We start from the raw sequence: 21,412 nt of genomic DNA, 5'->3' as shown, positions 1-21,412 counted from the left end.
TTGCTTCGTTTCTTTGTCGCTTTGGAAATGACGTGCCGCCACGCACAGTGGCTAACAGTGATAAAAAATACGGCTAACTCACGCAGACCACTAAGGCCGAAAGCACCAACCCACCACCACCCACCCCGGCAGCCCCCCAAAAACCCGTCCACCGGCGCGAGCAAAAACCTTGGGCGAGAAGGCCTCACGGCCAATGGTTAGCTATGCTTTTGCAATATACAAACGCCATCGTTCATCTCATGGAAAACCCCGGTCTTTTTCATCGTCCCAGGACATCGGTTTGCGATCACACTGGACGGTATCTTGAATCGGCAGTAGCACTCGATGTATCCACTGCCCGCGATTCCGGATGAAGACAATGAGCTACGCACAGCCATCGGCAAGACATAAAGCTCGACACAACCCACGCAATCTCCTGCGGCGGGTTATCGCTGCAGGTCCCGGTGTGAGAGTTCGCTTGGCGATCGATGGCAGGGGACGCTGGCAAGCGGTCATTTCACGAGGAGAGTTCCATCATGCGTATCGGTCTGCCAAAAGAAATCAAGAACCACGAATATCGGGTCGGGCTGACGCCTGCGGGCGTTCGCGAACTGGTGTCTCACGGGCATGAGGTTATTGTCCAGACAGCGGCGGGCGCGGAGATCGGTTTGTCGGACGATGCCTACAAGGCTGCGGGCGCCACTGTGGTCGACACGCCGCAAGAGGTCTTTGCGGGCGCCGAGATGATCATCAAGGTCAAGGAACCGCAGCCCGCCGAATGCGCGATGTTGCGCGCGGGCCAGATCCTCTACACGTACCTGCATTTGGCGCCGGACCCGGCGCAGACGCGAGCCTTGATCGACTCCAAGGCGGTCTGCATTGCTTATGAAACGATCACCGGCCCGGGCGGTGGCTTGCCCTTGCTTGCGCCGATGAGCGAAGTCGCGGGCCGCATGTCGATCCAGGCCGGCGCGGCGCATCTGGAAAAATCGAAGGGAGGAATGGCCTTGCTGCTCGGCGGTGTTCCCGGTGTGGCGCCGGCACACGTGGTGATCATCGGGGCCGGCGTAGTCGGGACGAACGCGCTACAAATAGCAGTGGGCATGGGGGCGCGTGTCACGATCATCGACAAGAACCTCGAGCGTCTGCGCGCACTGGATCTGGTCTATGGCAACCGCGTCACCACGCTATGCTCGAACGTACAGACGATCGAAGACTCGGCGCTCGCTGCCGATCTTCTAATTGGCGGTGTGCTCATCCCCGGTGCCGCCGCGCCGAAGCTCGTTACCCGCGACATGATTTCGCACATGAAGCCGGGCGCCGTTGTTGTCGATGTCGCGATCGATCAGGGCGGCTGCTTCGCGACGTCGCGGCCCACAACACATACGGATCCGACTTTCGTCGTGGACAATGTCGTGCATTATTGCGTTGCCAACATGCCGGGTGCGGTTGCGCGAACATCGACGTTCGCACTCACGAACGCGACTATCGGTCATGCCTTGGCGATTGCGGATAAAGGCTGGCGACGTGCGCTGTCCCAGGATCCCCATCTGCGGGCCGGCTTGAACGTGTGCGAGGGACAGGTCACTTACAAGGCGGTCGCGCGTGCCCTCGGTCATAACTACGTGCCGGCCGAAAGCGTGCTTGCATAGTGGAGGCAACATATAACGTACGCAATACATAAACGAATGCCTCGCGTTTGACCGCGAGGCATTCGTTGTCTTGTTGACGCGCCGCTTCCATCAGCAGCGCGTCAAGCAGCCAGAGTGTTACTGACCCGTGTACCCGACCGGCACCGTTGCGTTGGCCTTGGCGACCGTCGCGTTGCTCGAGACGATGTATTGCGGCACCTCGGTGAGTGTCAGCGTTACTTTCCCGTTGGTATAGGGAAGCGTGCTGACGTTGCCGTAACCGTCGATCTTCGTCACGTTGCCCGATGCGCCGGCAGTGTCCACCTGAAGCGAGTAGCTGGTCGAGTAGGTCTGGCTATAGAGCCCGCCCGATGCCGGCCACTGCGCATTGCTGTGTGTCCACGCGGCCGTCACCACCTTGCCGTTACCGAGTTGCTGGAACGCATAGGCGAATGTTCCGGCGGGGGTACCCGTTACGCGGCCAAGCGTATTGGTGCCGTCAAGCGCCCGTGTCATCGTGGCAAACGCGAGTGCTTCAGGCTTCGGTGACAGGTTCGATGCACCGAACGCACCCTGAGCATCGTTCAGGTCGAAGAACGTGCCGTAGCCAGTCTCGCCGGGATAGTCAGAACCGTAGAAGAGCGTGGTCACCTGCGCACCGCCACCGATCATGATGATGTGGGAGCGCACGCCGACGGCAGCTTGAGCAAACAACTGATTCTGCGACGGCGACGTAGGTCCGTAGTTGACGCCCGGATCGTAGCTGGTACCCGCCTCAGTAGCGAACAGCTTCATGTTCGGCTTGCCAGCTTGCATCATGGCACGCAACTGAATCAACTGGTTGTCGAGCGCGTTGGCCTGGTTCGCCGGGTCTGGGTCCGAGTCCTGCAATTCAGGCGGATGGGCCGGATAAGTACCGGCATTCCAGTAACCGTGCGTCGCTACCGCGTCGATGTAGTTCCACAAACCGAGCGCGCCGTAGGTCTGCAGGTAACCCGTCGAGCAAGCAGTGGTGCAATTGGCCGGGAAGGGATTGGCAGGGCCCATCACGATGGCGTTCGGATCGGTCGAATGCAAGCCCTGATAAGCGGCCTTGTACATTGCGACGAAATTCGCCGCGCTGTCCGCCCATCCGTTGCTTGGCTCCCAGGTCACCTGGTAGTAGTTGTTTTGCTGGTTCGGATAATTGGCGGCACGGATCAGGCTCGTGTCGGTACCGACCCTACCCATGAAGTTCTGGAATTCACTCATGTTCGACGGCGCATAGAAGCTGTCGTTGAACTGACCCGTCTTCGAATCCCATGCCGGCAGTCCGTCAAGACGCACAATGCGCATCTGGTCAGGATTGCTCTTGTAGAACGGGTCCAGGTCGCTCACGCTCGGTGTATAGGTGTTGGGGCCATTCGGCTCCATGGCCGACACTTCGCGGTCGTCGATAGTCCAGGAAATCCCCAGAGCGTGCAACGCGGCGATGTTGCCGTTGAAACCCTGCATCCCGAACCGATGCTGGTCCTCGTGCGCATACGTCACCGTGCCGAGCGCAGATGAAAGGTTGGGCAACACGCCGAACGTTGCAATGCCCATTGGGCGCGTGCCCATGTTCGGCAACGTGCCGCCATTGGATTGCAACGTGGCAGTGATTGCGCCGTAGCCGGACCATGTCGACGTGCACGACATCGTGCTGGTCTGCACACCGGACTTCACGGCGAAGCTGCCCTGCGTCTTTATCGCTCCGTTCGCGTCGGCAACCGACCAGATGACAGTGTCTGCGCCCGGCGCGTTGGTCGTGACTGCTACCTTGAACGGTGTGTTATTCGCAAAAATGCGAGTCCCGTCAGTTGTCAGCGTGTCGGCGCTGATCAATCCATTGGCCGTGCCGCCTGACGCTTGTGTCGGCGAGCCGCATGAGATGGCCGAGGTGCCCGCTGTCGGCGTCGTTGTGGTCGGTGTCGTTGTGGTCGGCGTCGTCGTGGTCGGCGTCGTCGTGGTCGGTGTCGTCGTGGTCGGTGTCGTCGTGGTCGGCGTCGTCGTGGTCGGCGTCGTCGTGGTCGGCGTCGTCGTGGTCGGCGTCGTTGTGGTCGGCGTCGTTGTGGTCGGTGTCGTTGTGGTCGGTGTCGTCGTCACCGGCTTGGTGGTGGATGCCAGGCTGACCCAGCACGATTTTCCGTAACCGAATGCCGGATCGGTCTGCGAGACAGCGCCTACATAACAGCCGACCCCGTTCGTGAAGCTGCGCGGGCTCGTCAGCATGGTGGTCGGCGAGTTGGGGGGAACCGAGCCGAACACCACGGATCCCTTGCCGGAAAACGTACAGTTGTCGTTCTCACTCCCACAGAACGTGTATTTCACGCCGCTGACAGTGATAGTGCTGCTTTGCGCCTGGGCATTACCGACGCCGAAGACAGCGAGCATCGTTGCAACCGAAATCGGAAGTAGTCTTAAATGTTTCATCATCGTCCGTGTGTGCTGATACAAGTGTTTTCCCCGAGGATCATCAAGATCGACCGAAGTCGTCCCGAGTTCGCGCTTTTTGTAGAGCAGAGAGATTTGACCCGGGGATGGTGCTGATTGCTATCGTGCTGCAGGAACGGCGCCCTTCGACATGCAAATGCCGAACGTGCCTTTGACTCCGCGGGTTCCCAGATAGCCAAGACTCTCGTGTATGGAGAACCGGCTAAATTACAGGAAACAACTCTTCATATAATCTGTCATCCTAATTAACGTCGAATTCATACCGCCTGACGTGCTGCGGTCACGAAGACAAATCCATGGGACTTACCGCGCTGAGACGCTTGCTCGAAATCCGGCCAGGCGAAAACGTCCTGCTGTCACGCGCACGACTACAGCCGGGCCGCAAGCGCGATCACCCGACGCCCAGAGGTTTCATGAAACCTTCACGGGACGGTTGTCAACGGCCGCGCGCCGCATTGCCAGGAATGCAGCGATCGTTCATTTCATGCCAGTAGTTTGCACACCTATTTATATGATAAGTAAATCACTTTCATGTACACAAAAGCAGGCAGAGCCCTGGTCGATCAAGGCAACCTTGATACTTATCCGAGCCTCGGCCGATTACGCAAAGCAGGCTGCCTCAATGCTGCGTCGCCATAACAGCCAGCGAAGTGTTCGCGCAGAACAACCGCCTCGAACCAATGGTCCATTTCACGTTCCGCAAATGTTCCCGATGCAGAAGAAGTCTCGCGACGGACTGGTATTAGTTACAGAGTGCTTTGATGGACGAATTATATTCGCAAAAAAACGTTTCATTCATGTAACGTTGGAAAAGACTTAGAAATAAGTAATAGTTCCTCACACGATATGTGACGAAAGCTTCTTATCCCAGAAGACGTCAATATTCGGAATTTCTGCCTCCAATTGCCGCGCGAAAACGAATAATTCATTGCTTAACCAATCGGAATTGTATGATGTTACCTTTTGTTAATATTATTGGTAAATATAACCGACTTATTTTGTCTGACTAATTTTTTAGAACTGATTAATGCGGTCACTTAATCTGTGTACGAGAGAATTCTTACTATTTTCTTTCAAATAACTATTATTGGAAGAAGACTTTAAAATGAAACAAAAGGCGTTTTGCTGCGTTGCGCAAGCGGTCGTTTGCCGGCCGGCTTATCGTGCTCTCATCTTCTGCTGCAGCAATGTCTTTATCTCTGGCCACTCGGAATCGATGATGCTGAACCGGACCGAATTGCGCTTGCGGCCGTCGGGCATGATGCGCTCGTGCCGGACGATTCCCTCCTGCTTCGCGCCAATGCGCAAGATCGCCGCTCTCGACTTTTCGTTTAGTTCGTCTGTGGTGAATTGAACGCGTACGGCGTTCATGGATTCGAACGCGTAAGTCAAAAGAAGGTACTTCGCCTCAGTATTGACACCCGACCGTTGCACCGCGGCGCTGAGCCACGAGTGACCGATTTCAAGCTTTCTATTAGCGCGATCAATTTTCCAGAACCGGGTGCTGCCAACAATCTGCCCAGTCTCACGCTTGACAACAACGAACGGCATCACTGTTCCGGCCTGCTGTCCTGCCAGCGCAGTAGCAATGTACTGCCCGACCGTCTCGGGGTCGGGCACGACCGTCACCTTCATATTCCACAATTCACCGTCTGCCGCAGCCTCGACCAGAGCCTCTTGATGAGCTTGGTCCAGGGGGCGAAGTTCGATAGTGGAACCTGTTAGCGTTGGTTGGATAAAACTGGAAGCGTCGGGGATCATTGGCTGCAAGTTTGCTCGTAAGGGCCTCAATCTTAATTCAACGCCAGACAATAGACCTTCCCTGTTTAGAGCCAACCTGCAGCCTTGAGGGTGGCCGCGCGCCGCGTCCTCCGCTCGGGCGAGCATACCGATTAACGAACGCCGTGCTCGTTACCGATACCCCTTCAAATCACGGCCGGTTTTGCGTTTTCTGCATCCAGTCGACGATGTTATCGACGACCTTTTCTTCTATTCCATAGTAGCCGTGCGCAGATAAGGAGGCACAGTCATCCCGGGAACGTTGCTCGCCGCCGCTGACGGTCAAGACTGTAGTTGGCGCGTGGCGAATAGCTTGCGCGATTGACTGAGCCATCGAAGGCGGTGCAACCTTGCAACGAGCATCTATGTTCGCGACAACAAGCGAAGGAACGCGCACATCTTCAGGATGCGCATCGAAAACCGTTTCGTGAGATCCACCGAGAATGGACACGGACTCGGTCAGGATCAGGCCGGCAAGCTGCGTTCCTCCTGCGTGTGACGCAGCGCTCATGGCGGCAATAGACCCTTGACTTGTACCGAGTACCCATACCGGGACATTCGCCTGCCTGTGCGCAAACTCAATAATCCTTTTCGTTAGCTCTGCGTACGCAGCGCTACTGCGCTGCCCTCGCATGGACTGATGTGCGAGAGCATCAACCAGAACGATGCCATAACCTCGTTCACGCCAAAGATCGTCCGAGCGCACCACAAAATTCTTCGCGTTTTTGACGTGTCCGCTCTTCTCAATGTCGATCTCTCCGGTGCCCCCCGGGAACATGACGATGATGCCTTTTGTGTCGTGCCTGGCAGGGGAATACAAAACGCGCTGGAAACCTCCGCCTTGCAAAGGCAGATCTTCTACGAGGCCATCATCAGCCGAGGAGTGATGCAGCGCAATTTCCCGTCCAAAAACAGGGGAGCCTGCGAGACAGCAGATGACCGCAAACGACAAGCACAACCGAAACCAACGCGGCCGGTGTAGAAACATTCAACGCTCCTGAAAGGCTAAGAAGCCCGTGTGACTTTGCCTGGCGTAGCGACTTGATGAACTGGAAACGGGCAGAGAGTACAAAGCGCCGAGTGGAATGTAAAATATATTCTATCGTCGACTGCCATACTCCATGCATATGTATCCGCACACCGAAATTCGTATCCTTTGACGCGCGGATTCGCGCGATTCAGGTCGCCACTGAAGTTCTCCCCTACCGGTTCGCCTGACACACTCCTTACCCGACCTTTCCCATGCGTTGCAACGAAAAGACATTCCGTTCTTAGTCCGAAGGAATGTGACGACCGGTTGTCAATGGCTTTCAGGTTCTCTCGATCGAGATGACATCAAAAAAACTCTTCCGATCGCCTCGCAAACGTTTGCAATTTAACAGGGAATAAATCGACAGCCGCGGCGCTGAACCGACAGCGTTCAACGTTTCGGCTAACGCGCCGAAACTCTCTTGCATCCGTAAGGTTCACGCGGACGTTTTTTCAATTCGCCCACGATTTACGCGGATTATTACTATATATTACGTCCACTACAGAACGTTTACGGGCTGCCGGAAGGTAGTGAACAGATGAAAGCATTACGAATACTGCATAGCGAGTCCTCCAGGGGCTGGGGCGGCCAGGAACACCGGACGCTCAAGGAGATGATCGTATTGCGCTCCCGTGGCCACGCCGTGGAAGTCGTCTGCCCTGAGGACGCCCGGCTCGGCATGCGCGCCGAGGAGGAAGGTTTCACCGTTCACCACGCGCGCATGAAAGGCGGAGCAGACGTCTCGTCCATGCTGGCCGTCAAGGCATTGCTGTCGCGCCGCAAATTCGACGTGCTCAACACGCATAGCGGCCACGACAGCATCGTTGCGGGAACCGCCGGCCGGCTCGCCGGCACGCCGCTGGTGGTCCGCACGCGGCACCTCGCCTTGCCCATCAGCTCGCTTGCCACCTATACGTGGATTCCGCATCGCGTCATTGCGGTGAGTCGCCACGTGCGGGAATACCTGATTTCAGCGGGCGTATCGAAGAGTCGCGTCGAAACGATCTACGACGGTATCGTCAAACCCGAAGCCCTTTCGCATTCCACCTTGCGTACGGAACTCGGGCTCGGTGCCGACGCTATCATCGCGGGCATGGTTGCCATCGTGCGCGATAAGAAGGGCCATGAGGATCTGATCGATGCAGTCCGGCCCATGCTCGCAGAACGTCCGAACCTGCATGTCGTGATGGCGGGCGACGGGCCGTGGTTCGACAAGATCAAGAACATCGTCGACGGATTCGGGCTTGGCAAGCGTATCCATTTGCTGGGCTTTCGCACGGACATACCGAACGTGCTGCGGGGCTGCGATTTCTTCGTGCTGCCGACGCATCAGGAAGCATTGGGTCAGTCCTATATTGAAGCGATGGCGGCAGGCTTGCCGGTCATCGGCACGGACGTCGACGGCGTGCCTGAACTGATTACGCACAACGTGAACGGCCTGCTCGTGCCGCCGCATGACATAGAGGCGTTGCGAGCGGCCATTGGCCGCCTGATCGATAACCCGAGACTGCGCGCGCAGCTCGGCGCGGCGGGACGCCTGCTGACCGATGCCAGTTTCACGATCGACGGCATGGCCGACGAAACCATCGACTTCTACCGGCGCGGCATTAGCGAACGGCGGCCTCAGGCGTGAGACGGCAAGCGAATGCGGTTCCTGTGCTGATGTATCACCACATCAGCACCTCGCCGGGAATGATCACAGTCTCGCCCGATCACTTTGCGGCTCAGATGGCCTATCTCGCTCAAGCGGGTTATCGGACAGTAGGCGCCAAGCAATTGAGCGCGTATCTGGCCGGGGCATCGTTGCCAGCGAAGTCCGTGGTCCTGACCTTTGACGACGGTTATCTCGACAACTGGGTCCATGCCCATCCGGTGCTGCAGCAGCACGGTTTTTCCGCCTTGTGCTTTCTGGTCACGAGCTGGCCCGGCGATGGAGCGCCACGCGCTCACGCGCACTCAGGCGATGAACTTCCTGAGTTGCTGGATCATCACGAAGGCGAACGGGCTATCGAGAACGGGGAAGCTGATCGCGCAATCCTGCGATGGTCCGAGATCGATGCCATGCGTCACGCGGGCACGTTCGAGTTTCATAGCCACACGCATAGCCACGTGCGCTGGGATAAAGTCGCGCCCAACCGCGAAGAGAAATGTGCGTCGTTGAAACGTGACCTGCTCACTGCACGTGCGGCGCTCGAAACGCGTTTGGGCGAGGCCTCCGACCATCTTTGCTGGCCTCAAGGTTACTACGACGACGACTACCGGCGAGTCGCTCGCGAAACGGGTTTTCGGCACTTCTACACGTGCGAGATGGGTCCGAATGTTCGCGGGCAGGAGCAAGCCAGCGAATGTTCGATTTATCGGCTGGAAGTGCGTAACCGGCCGCCGTCGTGGCTTGCATCGCGATTGTGGGTACATAGCCGGCCGGCCCTGAGCCGTGCTTATCTGGCAGTGAAGCGGTGACCGGTTGTGCCCCTCGCCACGTGCGAGGGATTGGGTACAGACCAAGCCTTCGGGCCAAGCCGGGGGAAGATAGCGCGGCTTGCTTTGCAATAACTCACGGTCCGCTTGGCCTCACTTAAGGGACGCCGGGCCTAGAATTGCTAGAATCGCGGCTCACACGCCACATGGCTGGACCGTTCATGAAAAATTGCAGCCGCCCGCAGTTCAGGGGTCTATCGCTAATGCTCGCCATTACGACGCTCGGGTCAATACCGGCATACGCCGCTGCCGACACCGTCGAGACAATCGTCATGGTTCGACACGGGGAAAAACCTTCTACCGGGCTCGGTCAACTGAGTTGCCAAGGTCTGAATCGCGCGCTTGCTTTGCCCCAGGTCATTAAGAGCAAGTACGGAAAACCAGACTTTATCTTCGCGCCCGATCCGGCTAAGCAAAAGAACGATAACGGCACGAAGTACGACTATGTTCGCCCGTTAGCGACAATCGAGCCGACCGCTATTTACTTTGGTCTGCCCGTGAACGCATCGATTGGTTTTTCCAAAACCGACGATCTGCGCACGACCTTGCTGGCGCCTCAATACAAAAGCAGCCTGGTCGTTGTCGCCTGGGAGCACAAGATCATTGAGGCACTCGCCCGCCAGATCGTTGGCGACGCCGGCGGCGATCCGGCAAGCATACCTAATTGGGCAAGTGCGGATTACGACAGCATCTATGTGCTGCGCCTCACGCAAAGTACGGACAAGATCAATGCGGCGTTTAGTGTCGAGCACCAGGACCTGAACCATCGCGCCGTGGCGTGCCCAGGGACCTAGCCCAAGCGGTGAACCAGGCGTACCGGTTCAGATATTCAAGAACGCGGCAATCGACACGCCGATCCCCGCAACGCCCGCCAAGCCCGCAAGCACGAACAGCTTGCGACTGCTTGTGAGCGACGTAATAGCCGCTAGCGAAATCGCCACGTTGATTAACGCAAGCGCCTGACCGAACATGTGTTGCGGATGCTCTTTGCGCTCGGATTGCAGGTTCGCTTCCTCCACCTGCTTTTCCATATCGTGCGCCTTGGCCTGGATCTCCTTCTTTCGCTGCTCGTATTTGGCGATCTGGTCGCGGTAATACGCCTGCTTTTCCGGACCGGACAACTCGGCAGCGAGCTCCATCAGGTGTCCCTTGCTGGATTGCGCCTGATAAAGATTCCATTCGTCACTCGTTTTGCTTTGTAGCAGCACGGCGTCGTTCTTGAACAGCAAGGACTTCGTTTGCAGGACCCCTTCCTCATAGTGCAAAAGACCCGATATAGCTGCAAGAATGGCGGTAAAAACGGCCACCCATCGTGAGAGTGGATCGCCTGCATGCGCAGCATGTTCAACTGCATGCTCGTGAGGGGCGTGTTCATTCGACATAGACTAGGTTCCGCCGTTAAGACTCGTTATTCGCATAGCAAGTGGGGTTTAGTGCCAGGTCCGGCAAGACAAGGACAGGCGATGGCGATGGCTTGGTGCAATCGCTTCTTACCAGGATGTCCGGGATTATCGCAGCGCTTGGCGGGTAGACAAAAAACCCGTTGGCTTTAGCGACTAAGGAATTCACTCATATGCCTGCGCCCGACGCTATAGGCTAACCGTCTCTAAGCGCACTAGAAGCTAGCAGAACAAAGTTGCGCAGGTATGACGTACTCGACCCAACGTCGACGCATAAGGCGGGGCACGATCAGCACTCGCCCCGGCTCGACCTGCACTCTCCGGCAAGCCGTCAATCATGCTCGCCGAGACGAACAAGACCGACGGCCAACCCCATAGCAGCGTTACCGGCTCACTTCGGATGCTCTTCCTTCTGTGCGGGCGGATGAGCCTCCGGCCGTGGATGCGGCGGCTCCGCCCGATGCGCTTCCTGCTGAACCGGCGGACGGGCAGGCTGAGGCCTTTCCACATGCGATACCGGCTGCGCGACAGGAGGCGCGTGCTGCACCGGATGTTCGTCGCCACGAGGCGCAGCTTGCCGCGCGGCATGCTGTTGCTGGGCATTCGGCGCGTGCGGCGGTTGCGCTTGTTGCTCTTGCCGTACATCTTGGGGCTCGTTCTGGGCAGGACGGGGAGCATGTACCGCGGGCTCGTGGCTAACGTTTTCGGCCGGCGCACGCGGCGCACTATTTTGAGCGGCCAAAGGCGCACGCTGTGCGCCATTCTCAGCGGCTAAAGGCGCATGCTGTTGCATGACTTCAGCAGTATGCGGAGCTTGCGGCGCGTGCGCTTCCTCGCGTGGCGCATTCGGTTGAACGTTCCCAGCTGGCGCGCCTTGCACTTGAACCGGACGCGCTTGCGTTCTGTTCACCAGACGATAGCCTTGCGGCGACGCAGGCGCGCCGTGGTTCAACGGACGCACGAAGGATGCAGGTACTGTCGTGCGCACGATCGGCTCACCGGCGCCTGCGATACGACCGCCGCTGCCGGCAAAGCGTTGTGCCAGCGTGTCCCGGTATGCAGCAGGCACAACCGGCGCACGGGTAGCCACGACTTGCCGTTGCGCGACCAGCGCAGGCGCACCGGCATTGGCGGGTCGCATTCCGCCCGTGAAGCTGCCGCGTACCGGCGCGATGCCAGGCGTACCCGCCCCGATCTGCGCCCGGTCAATCTGCTGCGCCGTCAGGACGTGCGACGCCCGTGCTACCGGCTCGCCATGCACGAACGTGTTTGCGGGCACGGCGGTGATGGCGCCGGGCACTCGCTGATTGATATAAGTGTTGTGTATGTTCGTGATGTTGTTGACGATGGTCGTGTTGTGCACATTCGTGATGTTCACGTTGTTAACCCGGTTGTAATAGCTTGGGCTATAACCGGATCCCGGATGCCACGGCTCATGCGGACCCAGCGCAAACCACGCCACCCCTGCGCCCACGGCACCGCCTATCGCCAGGTCGACACCCCAGTGCGAACCACCGCCTCCACCACCAACGAATGCCACCAGCGCCGGTGCATACACCGGCTGCGCGACCACCACCGGCCCCGGCACCCACGCCCAGGCATCGCCGAGATGTGCCCAGCGACCATAGTGGAAAGGCGCGAAGCCCCAGGGAGCGTCGTCGATCCAGGTCCAGCCCCACGGCGCAATCCACGTCCAGTGACCCTCGCGATACGGTGCCCATTGCGCGGATACCGCGACAGTCGGAACCCAGACCTCGCCGTACGTCGGATCACTGCGCCATGTGCCGTTCGCATCCAGATCCTCGTAACCGGGAATCTCCCGCGACACATATCGTGCGGATGCCGAAGCATCTTCCGCACGATCGCGACTCACTACCCATTGGTCGAAGCCATCGGGACCGGGCGCCGATCCACTGGCCTGTTGCTGCAGATTCACGCCAGTGAACGTGATCTGCTGGCCTGCAGTCATCTGCACCGCACCGCCGTCGCCGTAAAGTGTGGCCGTGCCTGCGCGCAACGTCACCGTGGTTGAATTGCCGTCGGGCGCGACATCAACACGAAATTCACCCGGGCTCGACGCCTGCATGGCGACGTTAGGTGTATCTATTTCGATGGTCTGCCCGGCCGGCAACGTACGGACACGCGTTGAGAGCGTGCCTTGCGTTACCTTCAACTGCAAATTCCGGTCGTCGATATTGACCATGCTCAACGCCGTCTGCTGACCCACCCGCAGAGCCGTCGATCCAACATGCAGTTCGCCGCGCGCACCACTGTCTACCCATAGTTGATCACCGGTCGTGAGCGGACGGTTCAGTTGAGCGTAAGACCAGTCGGTCGCACCAGCGGGTTCCATGGTCACGCTGCCGTCTAAGTAGTTAAGACGTGCGACGCGGCCTGGAGGGTCACCAGCCGTTGCAGCTTGCGCTGTCGGTGACGGGACCGATTGAGCCCATCCGGGAATTGAAACCACTGTTAACAATGCAATGGCAGAAAGTACGGCTGCATGGGTTCGGCGCAAGCTTACCTTCATGGGTGCAATCTCCGGTAGTTTTCAGTTTGTCAGGTCAAGCTTCGACCTGAGACACGCCTGTCTAACGCGGCCTTGGCACCGGCGGATGACACATTTCACATTACATACATTCGGTTTCAAACGATGGTGCGACTGTTACAGGGAATCGAAGGCCAAGTTGTGAAAGCAAAGGCTACCTGGCATGGAGAAGTTTGATTGCTAACACCGCTCGCCCCGCGTCGCATCTCATTCAAGCCGCTTTATTAATATCTGTAAGGACGATACAAACCATCCGTCGATCTTCGGTTAAGGCTTATGCCGTGTTACATCTCTAAAACGAAAGCGCTTGGACCGCGTAATATTTTTTACGTCATTGAGATCGTAGCGGTCAAACCGAAATCGAAAGGTTTGTTAGCTTGGCGTCGCAAACATGCGTTGACTATGGGCACGGTTCACCATCCGGCGAGATCGAGCGAGATCGGCTTGCTGGTCAAGCACCGTCTTCGCAATTCGACGAGTCAGCAAAACCCTAGCGCCCGGCGATGTGTCTATCGCGTCGTTCCAAACCGATATGCTCAGGATCACTTATCTATCGGGGAGTAGTGGAGCTCATTGAGAGCGGCGCAAGGAATCGACGTTGCCAGTTCAGCCACGCTGCTGCCAGCGTCTATACCGCCGCGTCAGCCTGTGCATGCGCAATTGGTCGATGACCAGACTCAGGACCGGCGAGTATTGGTGGTACGCTGCGTGTCCTGCGCCGAGCGCCCGTAAGCGGCGTTTTATCACTGCCATGCGGGCAAGCGCGGCCAAGGCCCGGTCCTTCCATGTCACCTGCGGTTCCTGTACCGTTGATTCTTCGTCCGAAAGCCAGCGCTTGGGCAAATCGGGAACGTGCGCAAAAGCTGTTGCAATGCCCACCATCGCAACCCCGCTCGCCACCACCTGTTCCGCCACTGCCCGGCGGCGGATACCACCCGTGGTCATGACCGGCATCCGGGCGACAGTCGCGAGTTCTTTGGCGAACTCGAGAAAATAGGCTTCGCGGGCCAGCGTCCTGCCGTCGGCGGCCTCGCCCTGCATCGCCGGGCTTTCGTAGCTGCCGCCGGATAACTCGACAAGATCGACAGGCAGTTCGTTCAACCACAGGATCACTTGCCGCGCGTCCTCCGCCGAGAAACCTCCGCGCTGGAAATCTGCGGAGTTGAGCTTCACCTCCACACAAAAATCGGGTGATACGCACGCTCGCACTGCACGCACGATATCGAGCAACAAACGAGCACGGTTGGCGAGGCTGCCGCCCCACGCGTCGTCGCGACGGTTGGTGAGCGGCGATAAAAACTGCGACAGCAGATAGCCGTGTGCGGCATGAATCTCGACGCCAGAGAAACCGGCCCGCTCTGCCGCGAGAGCCGTCGCGGCAAAGCGGCCAATCGTCTCGTGGATGTCAGCTTCCGACATGGATTCTGGTTGACCGAAGAGTTTGCTATGTTTGCCGAGATCCAGCGCAACTGCCGACGGTGCCCAGACCTTGCCGCGCATTGCAGCGCGAACCTGCCTCCCGGGATGATTTATTTGCATCCAGACCTGCGCGCCTCCCTGACGCGCCGCACGAGCCCATTCGATAAATTCGCCAAGCGGCGTGTCCGCCTCGAGCACGACACCACCGGGTCCGGTCAATGCACGTCCATCGACCATAACGTTGCCCGTAATGATCAGCCCCGCGCCGCCGGTGCCCCAGGCCCGATAGAGCCCCTGGAGAGCAGCGCCTGGCAACTGCCCTGGACCGGCCATGTTTTCTTCCATGGCGGCCTTGGCGAGACGATTCGGCACGCGGGTTCCGTTGGGCAGATCCAGTGGGGAAAATAGGGAAGAAGTCATCGTTACGCGTAGCCGGCAATGGAAAGTCCTTATACTAAGTTTCAAGTTAACTTGAAGGTCAAGCGAAATGAAGATCGGTGAACTAGCGGCCAAAACCGCCATGGCGCCTTCGGCTATCCGCTTCTACGAACAAAGCGGTTTGCTGCCGCCCGTCGAGCGCGGCGCCAATGGTTATCGGGTCTATTCGGAGGTCGTGTTAGAACGGCTTCTCGTCATTCAAATGGCGCAAAACCTGGGCTTTTCTCTCGACGCCATGCGAAGTGTCTTTGCGAATAACAAGGGCTTTCCGCAAGCGGAATTGCTGGATCGACTGGATACGCGCCTCAATGAAATCGAGCAAATGATGGCTACGCTGCGGTCGCAACGTGACGACCTTCGCGCTTTGCGTTCCACACTTCGAGACACATGGGCCGAGGGTCAATGCGTCGACGTGGCGGACCTGGCTGCCGGCGTGCGCAAGCCGGCGCAGCGAAAACCTGGCTTGAAGCGACGGATTGCCGTCTGAATAGGTACGCCAGGAAACGGCTTGGCCTCGAAACTCGAGCGTCTTGTGCGTCTCGCCAACAGCCCTCGACCGCGGGTTCTGCCGCGTTGACGCGCCTTCAAAAGGCCCTATGCTAACTTCAGCGGGCCGGCTTGGGCCTTAGGGAGGCAACCATGAAGAAAGCCCTTGGAATAGGCGCGGGTGATATTCGCCGGCACCAATCGACCTTGTTTGTGGAGATAGCGATCGCGTTTCCCGTCACTATCGCTTTGTGGCTCGGCGTCTACTATTTCCTGCCGCCGCTTAGCGGCATGGAAGATACGCTCGCCCGCCTGATGTTTGCTCTCAAATGCTGCTGCATCGCGATCCTTTTCTGCTTCCTCTCGGGCATTGAAGCAGTCGCGCATGAACGCTTGCGCTCGCCCGCCATCGATCCGTTGTCGGGTTATGAAACGCGTCGAATGACGATCAACCTTCGCTATCTCCAGCACACGCTCGAACAACTTGTCCTGTTTGTCCCCGGTCTGTTCGCGCTGGCCTTCTACTGTTCCGACGGACGCTCGATGCGCGCAGTTGCCGCGACCACCGCGGTGTGGATAGCTACGCGTTTCGCTTTCTGGATTGGATACCATTATGGGTCGCAGCATCGCGCCATTGGCGCTCCCGGCATGATGCAAAGCATGCTTGTCCTCCTTTATGTCTGCGCGAGGATCGGCTATGAGATTGCGGGACCTGCTGGTGCTATCGCGCCGCTCGTGATGTTTGGCTGCGTGGAAGCTTTTCTCGTGCGTGCAACGAGGCCGGCCGGCGCTTGAACAGGTTCGGCTTGATTGATAACGGCTGCGGCGGCAAACCACGCTCGATGGAACGCATCTCACGGATTGCAAACGCCCTGCACCGGCTTCATCATGATGGCGCTGCGTTTACTTACTGCTTACTCATCGCTTAACGAAGGAATGGCCAGATGTTTTCACACGTCTTTATAGGGGTTACCGACTTTGATCGCGCCTTGCGTTTCTACTCACCGATCATGGAAGCTTTGCGACTGCAATTAAAGTTCCGTGAAGAGGACAGGCCTTGGGCTGGCTGGGTCGCAGCCAATGCGCCACGCCCCCTGTTCCTGATCGGGACCCCGTTCGATGGGAACACTGCCCCCCCCGGCAACGGACAGATGGTCGCCCTTCTTGCACCCGATCGTGACACCGTCGATCGCTGTCATGCAAAGGCGCTGGCGAACGGAGGCCAGTGCGACGGCCCACCCGGTTTGCGGCCCGAGTATCACCCGCATTACTACGGGGCGTACTTTCGCGACCCGGACGGAAACAAGATTTGCGTGTGCTGCCACGATCCCGCGTGAGTGTAAAGCCGAGTCATGCACGCATCAAAAATGCTGGCCGCGCAGAAAATATCAGATTGACTCAGGCCAGCGGTAACCCAGCACCGAGGTTAGCGGATAGGCTTTTTCGCGGACTTCTCCAAGCTGATTGCCACCGAACAGGTAAATGGCTTCAGCGTCATGGCGAAGATAAAAGCTGACATGTCCCTTCCAGCTAGCAGGATCGTCTCGAAACAATACGACGATGCACCCGTAAACCGGCGCTTCGAGGGCTCGTCCCCACTCGAGCCAGGAACGTGCAAGGGCCGATCCCGTGCCACGGTGGCCGGTGTTCGCGAAGCACCAGTTCAGGAACGACGAGCACCACGAGATCTTGTCGTCGTAGCCGGCCAGGTTGGTGTGGCCGTTATATTCGACAATACGCGGATTACTTTCGCCCGGCCCGAAGGGCCGGACACCACGCTCGGCGAAGGCCAAAGACAGCCAGGCGGGTGCATCGATTTCGGTAGTCATGCCTGAGATCACTCTTCGCTGTAAATCGGGCTTAACAGGCTACTGCGATGCGTTCTGCCGCATCGATCCACCGCCTACGCTCTGACCGGCATCCCGAGCAACCTTGAAGTAACCCCAGACGGACAGCAGCGTCAGCAAGCCGGCGAACAGGAACGCGAGCCGGAAGTCGTCGAGTGAGAAATGCATACCTTCTGCACTCGCCGTCTCACCGTTGATAAGCGCGGCAGCCCGCAAGGCCACAGCGCCATAGGCGATGCCGAGCCCTATTGTCATCTGTGCGGCCGCACTCCATAACGTGCTCGCGGCACTCATCTGCGGGGAGCCCACGTCCGCGTAAGCGAGTGTCGCGAGCAAGGAAAACTGCATCGACCGCGCCACACCATAAACGAAGACCACGATCAACACCCATGCCAGCGGCGAAAGAGGCGTAAGCAGGCCGCATATGATCGTGAATATTCCGGCAGTGGCCACGGCGACTATCGAGACGTACCTGAAGCCAAAGCGCCGCAGAATGCGCGTGGTCAGCGCTTTCATGCCGAGGTTTCCAAGGGCGCTGGCAAGTAACAAAAGGCCTGACTTGAAAGCGGAAAGACCGAAGCCGATCTGGAACAGGAGCGGCATTAAATACGGCACGGCGCCAATGCCAATACGCGTTAGGGAACCGGTTAGGACCGTCACCGAATACGTCGGAATCTTCAGTGTCGAAAAATCGATCAACGGATGCGTGTGACCAGCCGCGTAGCGAACCGCAGCGAAGCCGATCGCGAGGCCGGCAAGAACTACGCCCCCGGCAATCCATGGATTGCTGTTGGGCTGGCTGGCCAGTTCGGCGCCATACAGAATCGCAGTCAGGGAAGCGCCGCTCAGCACGAGACCAATCACATCGAGTGGCTTGCGCTCAGCGCCGCGCAAGTTCGGAACAAGCATGGCGACGGCGATCAGCGCGCAAATTCCGAAGGGCACGTTCAAAAGGAAAATCCACCGCCACGACGCGTACGTAGTGATGAAACCGCCGATAGGCGGCCCGACGACCGGGGCCGCAATCGCGGGCCAGGTGATAGTAGAAATAGCCTGCATGAGGCGGCTTTTCTCCGTACTGCGGACCACGATAAGACGCCCCACCGGCACCATCATCGCGCCGCCCGCACCCTGCAGCAAACGCGCCGCCGTGAACTCCGCGACCGAGTTCGACAAGCCGCACAACACCGAAGCAATCACGAATACGACGATCGCGCTAAAGAACACCGTACGCGAACCAACGCGGTCGGCCACCCGGCCGCTAACCGGAATGAAGATCGCCAGCGCGAGCATGTAGGCCGTCATCCCAATGCTCAGCGCATTCGGGCCGACACCGAACGAACGGGCCATCTGCGGCAAGGCGGTCGCAATGACGGTGGTGTCCAGATACTCCATGAAGAATGTTCCCGCGACTATGTAAGGCAGCCAGCGCGCGGCAGAAGGTGCAGGCAACGAACTGTTGCTCATCGGAAATCCCGGTTGTATGGCGCCACCGCCTTTGCGATGCGCGATAGTTGACATTGACGCTGGAGCAGCGCCGATCGATCCGGCGTTTACGTCTATAGCTTACCTGGGCGGCTTGTCCAGGCGGTTAGTGCAAGTCCACCGGCCAACCGCGATATTATCCGATCAAGCCCCTCCCTAAAGGACACACCATGATTACCTGCTACCTTCGCTACATTATCGAACCGTCCAGACTCAAGGAATTCGAAGCCTACGGCAAGATGTGGATCCCGCTAGTCGAGAAATTCGGGGGTCAGCATCATGGTTATTTCTTGCCGTCGGAAGGCGCTAACAATGTCGCGCTGGCGTTGTTTTCATTTCCGAGTTTGTCGGCTTATGAAAGCTACCGTCAACAATCACAGGGCGATCCGGAATGCCAGGCAGCATTCAAATACGCGGAAGAAACGCGGTGCATTGTCAGCTACGAGCGTAGCTTCTTTCGTCCCGTCTTCGACTAAATGCGGACTGGAAATAAAAAAGCCGGGAGAACTTCCCCGGCTCATCAAACCTGCTCAGTAGGCCTATCACCGAGCTTAGGCGCTAAGTCCCGGCCTTCCGACTCACGATATCAAAGGCCGCATTCATTCGCTTAGAAGCGGTGACGCAGACCGATCGTTGCAGCGACCTGGCTATTGGTGGAAGACGCGGTCAAGCCGTTGATGTCGGCGGTCAGGCCCGAATCACCCGTACCGCTCACGTGCTGATACACGCCTTGAAGATAAACGTCGGTGCGCTTGGACAATGCATATGCCGTCTGCAGTGTCACCTGATTGTATTTCGGGCTGACGCCGTCAAGCTTTGCGTCCGTGAACGTATAAGCGCCCGACAAGGTCCATGCCGGCGTGAAGTTGTAGCGGCCGTTCACTTCATAGTTCGTGAACCGCGCGCTGCCGTTCGTCAGCGTGAGGCCATTGGTTGTACCCGAAGCCGACGCACCGATGCCCGTCGCATTGTCCAGATGCGTCTGCGAGAACACGAAACCGACGTTTGCCGCGCCGAATGCATAGCTGACACCCGCGCCATAGGTGCGTTGACGGCCCGCCAAGAACGTAGCGTCGGAGGTCACCGCACCGGACGAGTTAAGCGTCGAGCCCGCGCTGTTGAGCTGCATATAGCTGGCGGCAACATTCAAAGGACCGTAGTTATACGATGTGCCAAGGCTGTACGCACGATTGTCGGCGAAACCACCCGCAGCGTTCGAGAAGCCATACAGGCCGCCGACCTTGAGACCGCCATAGTTGACGCTCTGGTACTTGACCGAGTTGTTGATGCGGAAGGAGTTATCGAGGTTGTCGTTGTCAAACGGGTGAGCCGCCTGCGTACCGCCGAACTGCGTACCCGTCAGCGCGAGCGGGCCGAGATAGTCGACAACCGAGTCGTACTGCCGGCCAAGGGTGACCGCGCCGTACTGGTTACTCGACAAACCGACAAACGCCTGACGGCCGAACTCAGCGCCGTTCTGGCCGAACTTGCCGGTGTCGATATTAAAGCCATTTTCCAACGTGAAGATGGCCTTGAGACCGCCGCCCAGGTCTTCGGAGCCACGCAGGCCCCATCGGCTGCCATTAACCTGGCCGCTGGTTGCCTGAACGTTCTTGGATCCGCTCTGGTTGTTTGTATAGGTGATGCCTGCGTCGATCAGGCCATAGAGGGTCACGCTGTTCTGAGCGTGTGCGGCTCCGGCGAAGGTGCCCATGACACCGAGAGCAAGAAGGGATTTCTTCATTTCAATTCTCCGAAAATACGATTGAGCAACGCGGTCTGCTTGCCCAATACCAAAGGCCACGAACTCCGCGTGTCTCGTCAGATAAACGTGCATCGCTGCGCGTACTAATCGACGTCGCCGTGCGTCGGTTAGACGGGCACCATTAAACAGCAGTGTTTTGCGAGAGCCGTTGGAAGCAGACAACAAACCTCGTTACCAAGCGTTGCTTCACGTGAAAAAAGTAACGCGATGGTTTGCATCAGGCAGCGAGCCTGAGTGAAGGCTATTAGCCGGGAAACGGTTCTCTGGAAAGGCGCGCGCGGGGTAAGCCGCGCAACGATTGACAAGACGCGAGACACGATCAGCAGGTCATCACGTACCTTCCGGTCACGATGGGGAATATCCTGGAACAATTTGGTGACGAATAAAACGCGGCACGATAGCCGTTTATACAGAAGGAGAAAGGGTCATGGCTTTGTCGATTCGCCCCTGATTCGAATGCGCGATACCCGGTCCCCCCATGTCATTCCGTAGTTAACACCACCATAATTGCGCTATGGTTAAAACAAAATAAAACATAAGTATGAGATCGTGATGAAGAAGCAGCACCCGTCGCTTTGCCGACCAAGCGGACTGCATCAAGTCCTCACCAATCATTTCACTCTGTCTCTTGGCAGAAACTCTGTTTCCATTGGCA

Annotated in this window: 18 protein-coding genes; 8 read left to right on the top strand and 10 right to left on the bottom strand. The window is 58.1% G+C overall.

The features are described from left to right. Positions 1–515 precede the first annotated feature (515 nt). Positions 516–1,631: an alanine dehydrogenase gene (gene ald / locus M0D69_RS17100; protein WP_301783138.1), complete on the top strand. Its 1,116-nt coding sequence runs from the start codon at positions 516–518 to the stop codon at positions 1,629–1,631. Between the two features lie 117 nt (positions 1,632–1,748). On the opposite strand, the gene M0D69_RS17095 is transcribed toward ald, so the two are convergent. The 4 genes from M0D69_RS17095 to M0D69_RS17080 form a co-directional block, all read right to left on the bottom strand. Continuing rightward, entirely contained in the window at positions 1,749–3,473 is a 1,725-nt protein-coding gene (locus tag M0D69_RS17095; protein WP_301783137.1) for a hypothetical protein, read from the bottom strand. After that, complete coding sequence (locus M0D69_RS17090; protein WP_301783136.1) at positions 3,445–3,768, bottom strand: hypothetical protein; 324 nt, start codon at positions 3,766–3,768, stop codon at positions 3,445–3,447. The genes M0D69_RS17095 and M0D69_RS17090 overlap by 29 nt, the downstream gene beginning before the upstream one ends. Before the next feature lie 1,472 nt (positions 3,769–5,240). Further along, positions 5,241–5,843 carry a GNAT family N-acetyltransferase gene (locus M0D69_RS17085; protein ID WP_301783144.1) on the bottom strand — a complete coding sequence of 201 codons (603 nt, stop codon included), beginning with the start codon at positions 5,841–5,843 and terminating at the stop codon, positions 5,241–5,243. A gap of 169 nt (positions 5,844–6,012) precedes the next feature. Continuing rightward, positions 6,013–6,849 carry an alpha/beta hydrolase gene (locus tag M0D69_RS17080; protein WP_301783135.1) on the bottom strand — a complete coding sequence of 279 codons (837 nt, stop codon included), beginning with the start codon at positions 6,847–6,849 and terminating at the stop codon, positions 6,013–6,015. A gap of 580 nt (positions 6,850–7,429) precedes the next feature. Between M0D69_RS17080 and M0D69_RS17075 the strand changes: the two genes are divergently transcribed. From M0D69_RS17075 to M0D69_RS17065, 3 genes are all read left to right on the top strand, one after another. After that, positions 7,430–8,524: a glycosyltransferase family 4 protein gene (locus M0D69_RS17075; protein ID WP_301783134.1), complete on the top strand. Its 1,095-nt coding sequence runs from the start codon at positions 7,430–7,432 to the stop codon at positions 8,522–8,524. Beyond that, entirely contained in the window at positions 8,521–9,351 is an 831-nt protein-coding gene (locus tag M0D69_RS17070; RefSeq protein ID WP_301783133.1) for a polysaccharide deacetylase family protein, read from the top strand. The genes M0D69_RS17075 and M0D69_RS17070 overlap by 4 nt, the downstream gene beginning before the upstream one ends. 179 nt (positions 9,352–9,530) lie before the next feature. Continuing rightward, positions 9,531–10,163 (top strand): histidine phosphatase family protein, encoded by a 633-nt coding sequence (locus tag M0D69_RS17065; protein ID WP_301783132.1) that lies wholly within the window; start codon positions 9,531–9,533, stop codon positions 10,161–10,163. A 27-nt stretch (positions 10,164–10,190) separates the two neighbouring features. Here M0D69_RS17065 and M0D69_RS17060 read toward each other — a convergent pair whose 3' ends face one another. The 3 genes from M0D69_RS17060 to M0D69_RS17050 all read right to left on the bottom strand — a co-directional run bounded on the left by M0D69_RS17060 (position 10,191) and on the right by M0D69_RS17050 (position 15,156). Next, positions 10,191–10,751 carry a DUF4337 domain-containing protein gene (locus M0D69_RS17060; protein WP_047849230.1) on the bottom strand — a complete coding sequence of 187 codons (561 nt, stop codon included), beginning with the start codon at positions 10,749–10,751 and terminating at the stop codon, positions 10,191–10,193. A gap of 409 nt (positions 10,752–11,160) precedes the next feature. Continuing rightward, complete coding sequence (locus tag M0D69_RS17055) at positions 11,161–13,122, bottom strand: DUF6600 domain-containing protein (RefSeq protein WP_301783131.1); 1,962 nt, start codon at positions 13,120–13,122, stop codon at positions 11,161–11,163. Positions 13,123–13,923: 801 nt separating this feature from the next. Continuing rightward, positions 13,924–15,156, bottom strand: a complete 1,233-nt coding sequence (locus tag M0D69_RS17050) for an NADH:flavin oxidoreductase/NADH oxidase family protein (RefSeq protein WP_301783130.1) — start codon at positions 15,154–15,156, stop codon at positions 13,924–13,926. Positions 15,157–15,223: 67 nt separating this feature from the next. On the opposite strand from M0D69_RS17050, the gene M0D69_RS17045 reads away from it, so the two are divergent. From M0D69_RS17045 to M0D69_RS17035, 3 genes are all read left to right on the top strand, one after another. Beyond that, positions 15,224–15,661, top strand: coding sequence for a MerR family transcriptional regulator (locus tag M0D69_RS17045; protein ID WP_301783129.1), 438 nt, complete (start codon positions 15,224–15,226; stop codon positions 15,659–15,661). A gap of 152 nt (positions 15,662–15,813) precedes the next feature. Next, positions 15,814–16,455, top strand: coding sequence for an MAPEG family protein (locus tag M0D69_RS17040; protein WP_301783128.1), 642 nt, complete (start codon positions 15,814–15,816; stop codon positions 16,453–16,455). A 149-nt stretch (positions 16,456–16,604) separates the two neighbouring features. Further along, entirely contained in the window at positions 16,605–16,997 is a 393-nt protein-coding gene (locus tag M0D69_RS17035) for a VOC family protein (RefSeq protein WP_301783127.1), read from the top strand. Positions 16,998–17,048: 51 nt separating this feature from the next. Here the strand turns inward: M0D69_RS17035 and M0D69_RS17030 are convergent, their stop codons facing one another. Beyond that, positions 17,049–17,489 (bottom strand): TIGR02594 family protein, encoded by a 441-nt coding sequence (locus M0D69_RS17030; RefSeq protein WP_301783126.1) that lies wholly within the window; start codon positions 17,487–17,489, stop codon positions 17,049–17,051. Positions 17,490–17,528: 39 nt separating this feature from the next. Beyond that, positions 17,529–18,974: an MFS transporter gene (locus M0D69_RS17025; RefSeq protein ID WP_301783125.1), complete on the bottom strand. Its 1,446-nt coding sequence runs from the start codon at positions 18,972–18,974 to the stop codon at positions 17,529–17,531. A gap of 188 nt (positions 18,975–19,162) precedes the next feature. Here M0D69_RS17025 and M0D69_RS17020 point away from each other — a divergent pair, with 188 nt between their 5' ends. Further along, on the top strand, positions 19,163–19,468 hold the full coding sequence (locus M0D69_RS17020) for an NIPSNAP family protein (RefSeq protein WP_301783124.1): 306 nt from the start codon (positions 19,163–19,165) through the stop codon (positions 19,466–19,468). Positions 19,469–19,599: 131 nt separating this feature from the next. Here M0D69_RS17020 and M0D69_RS17015 read toward each other — a convergent pair whose 3' ends face one another. Further along, positions 19,600–20,736, bottom strand: a complete 1,137-nt coding sequence (locus M0D69_RS17015) for a porin (RefSeq protein WP_301783123.1) — start codon at positions 20,734–20,736, stop codon at positions 19,600–19,602. Positions 20,737–21,412 lie beyond the last annotated feature (676 nt).

The sequence above is a fragment of the Caballeronia sp. SEWSISQ10-4 2 genome (genome assembly GCF_030464885.1).
Lineage (GTDB): Bacteria > Pseudomonadota > Gammaproteobacteria > Burkholderiales > Burkholderiaceae > Caballeronia.
This window is presented reverse-complemented; position numbering and strand designations above follow the sequence as displayed.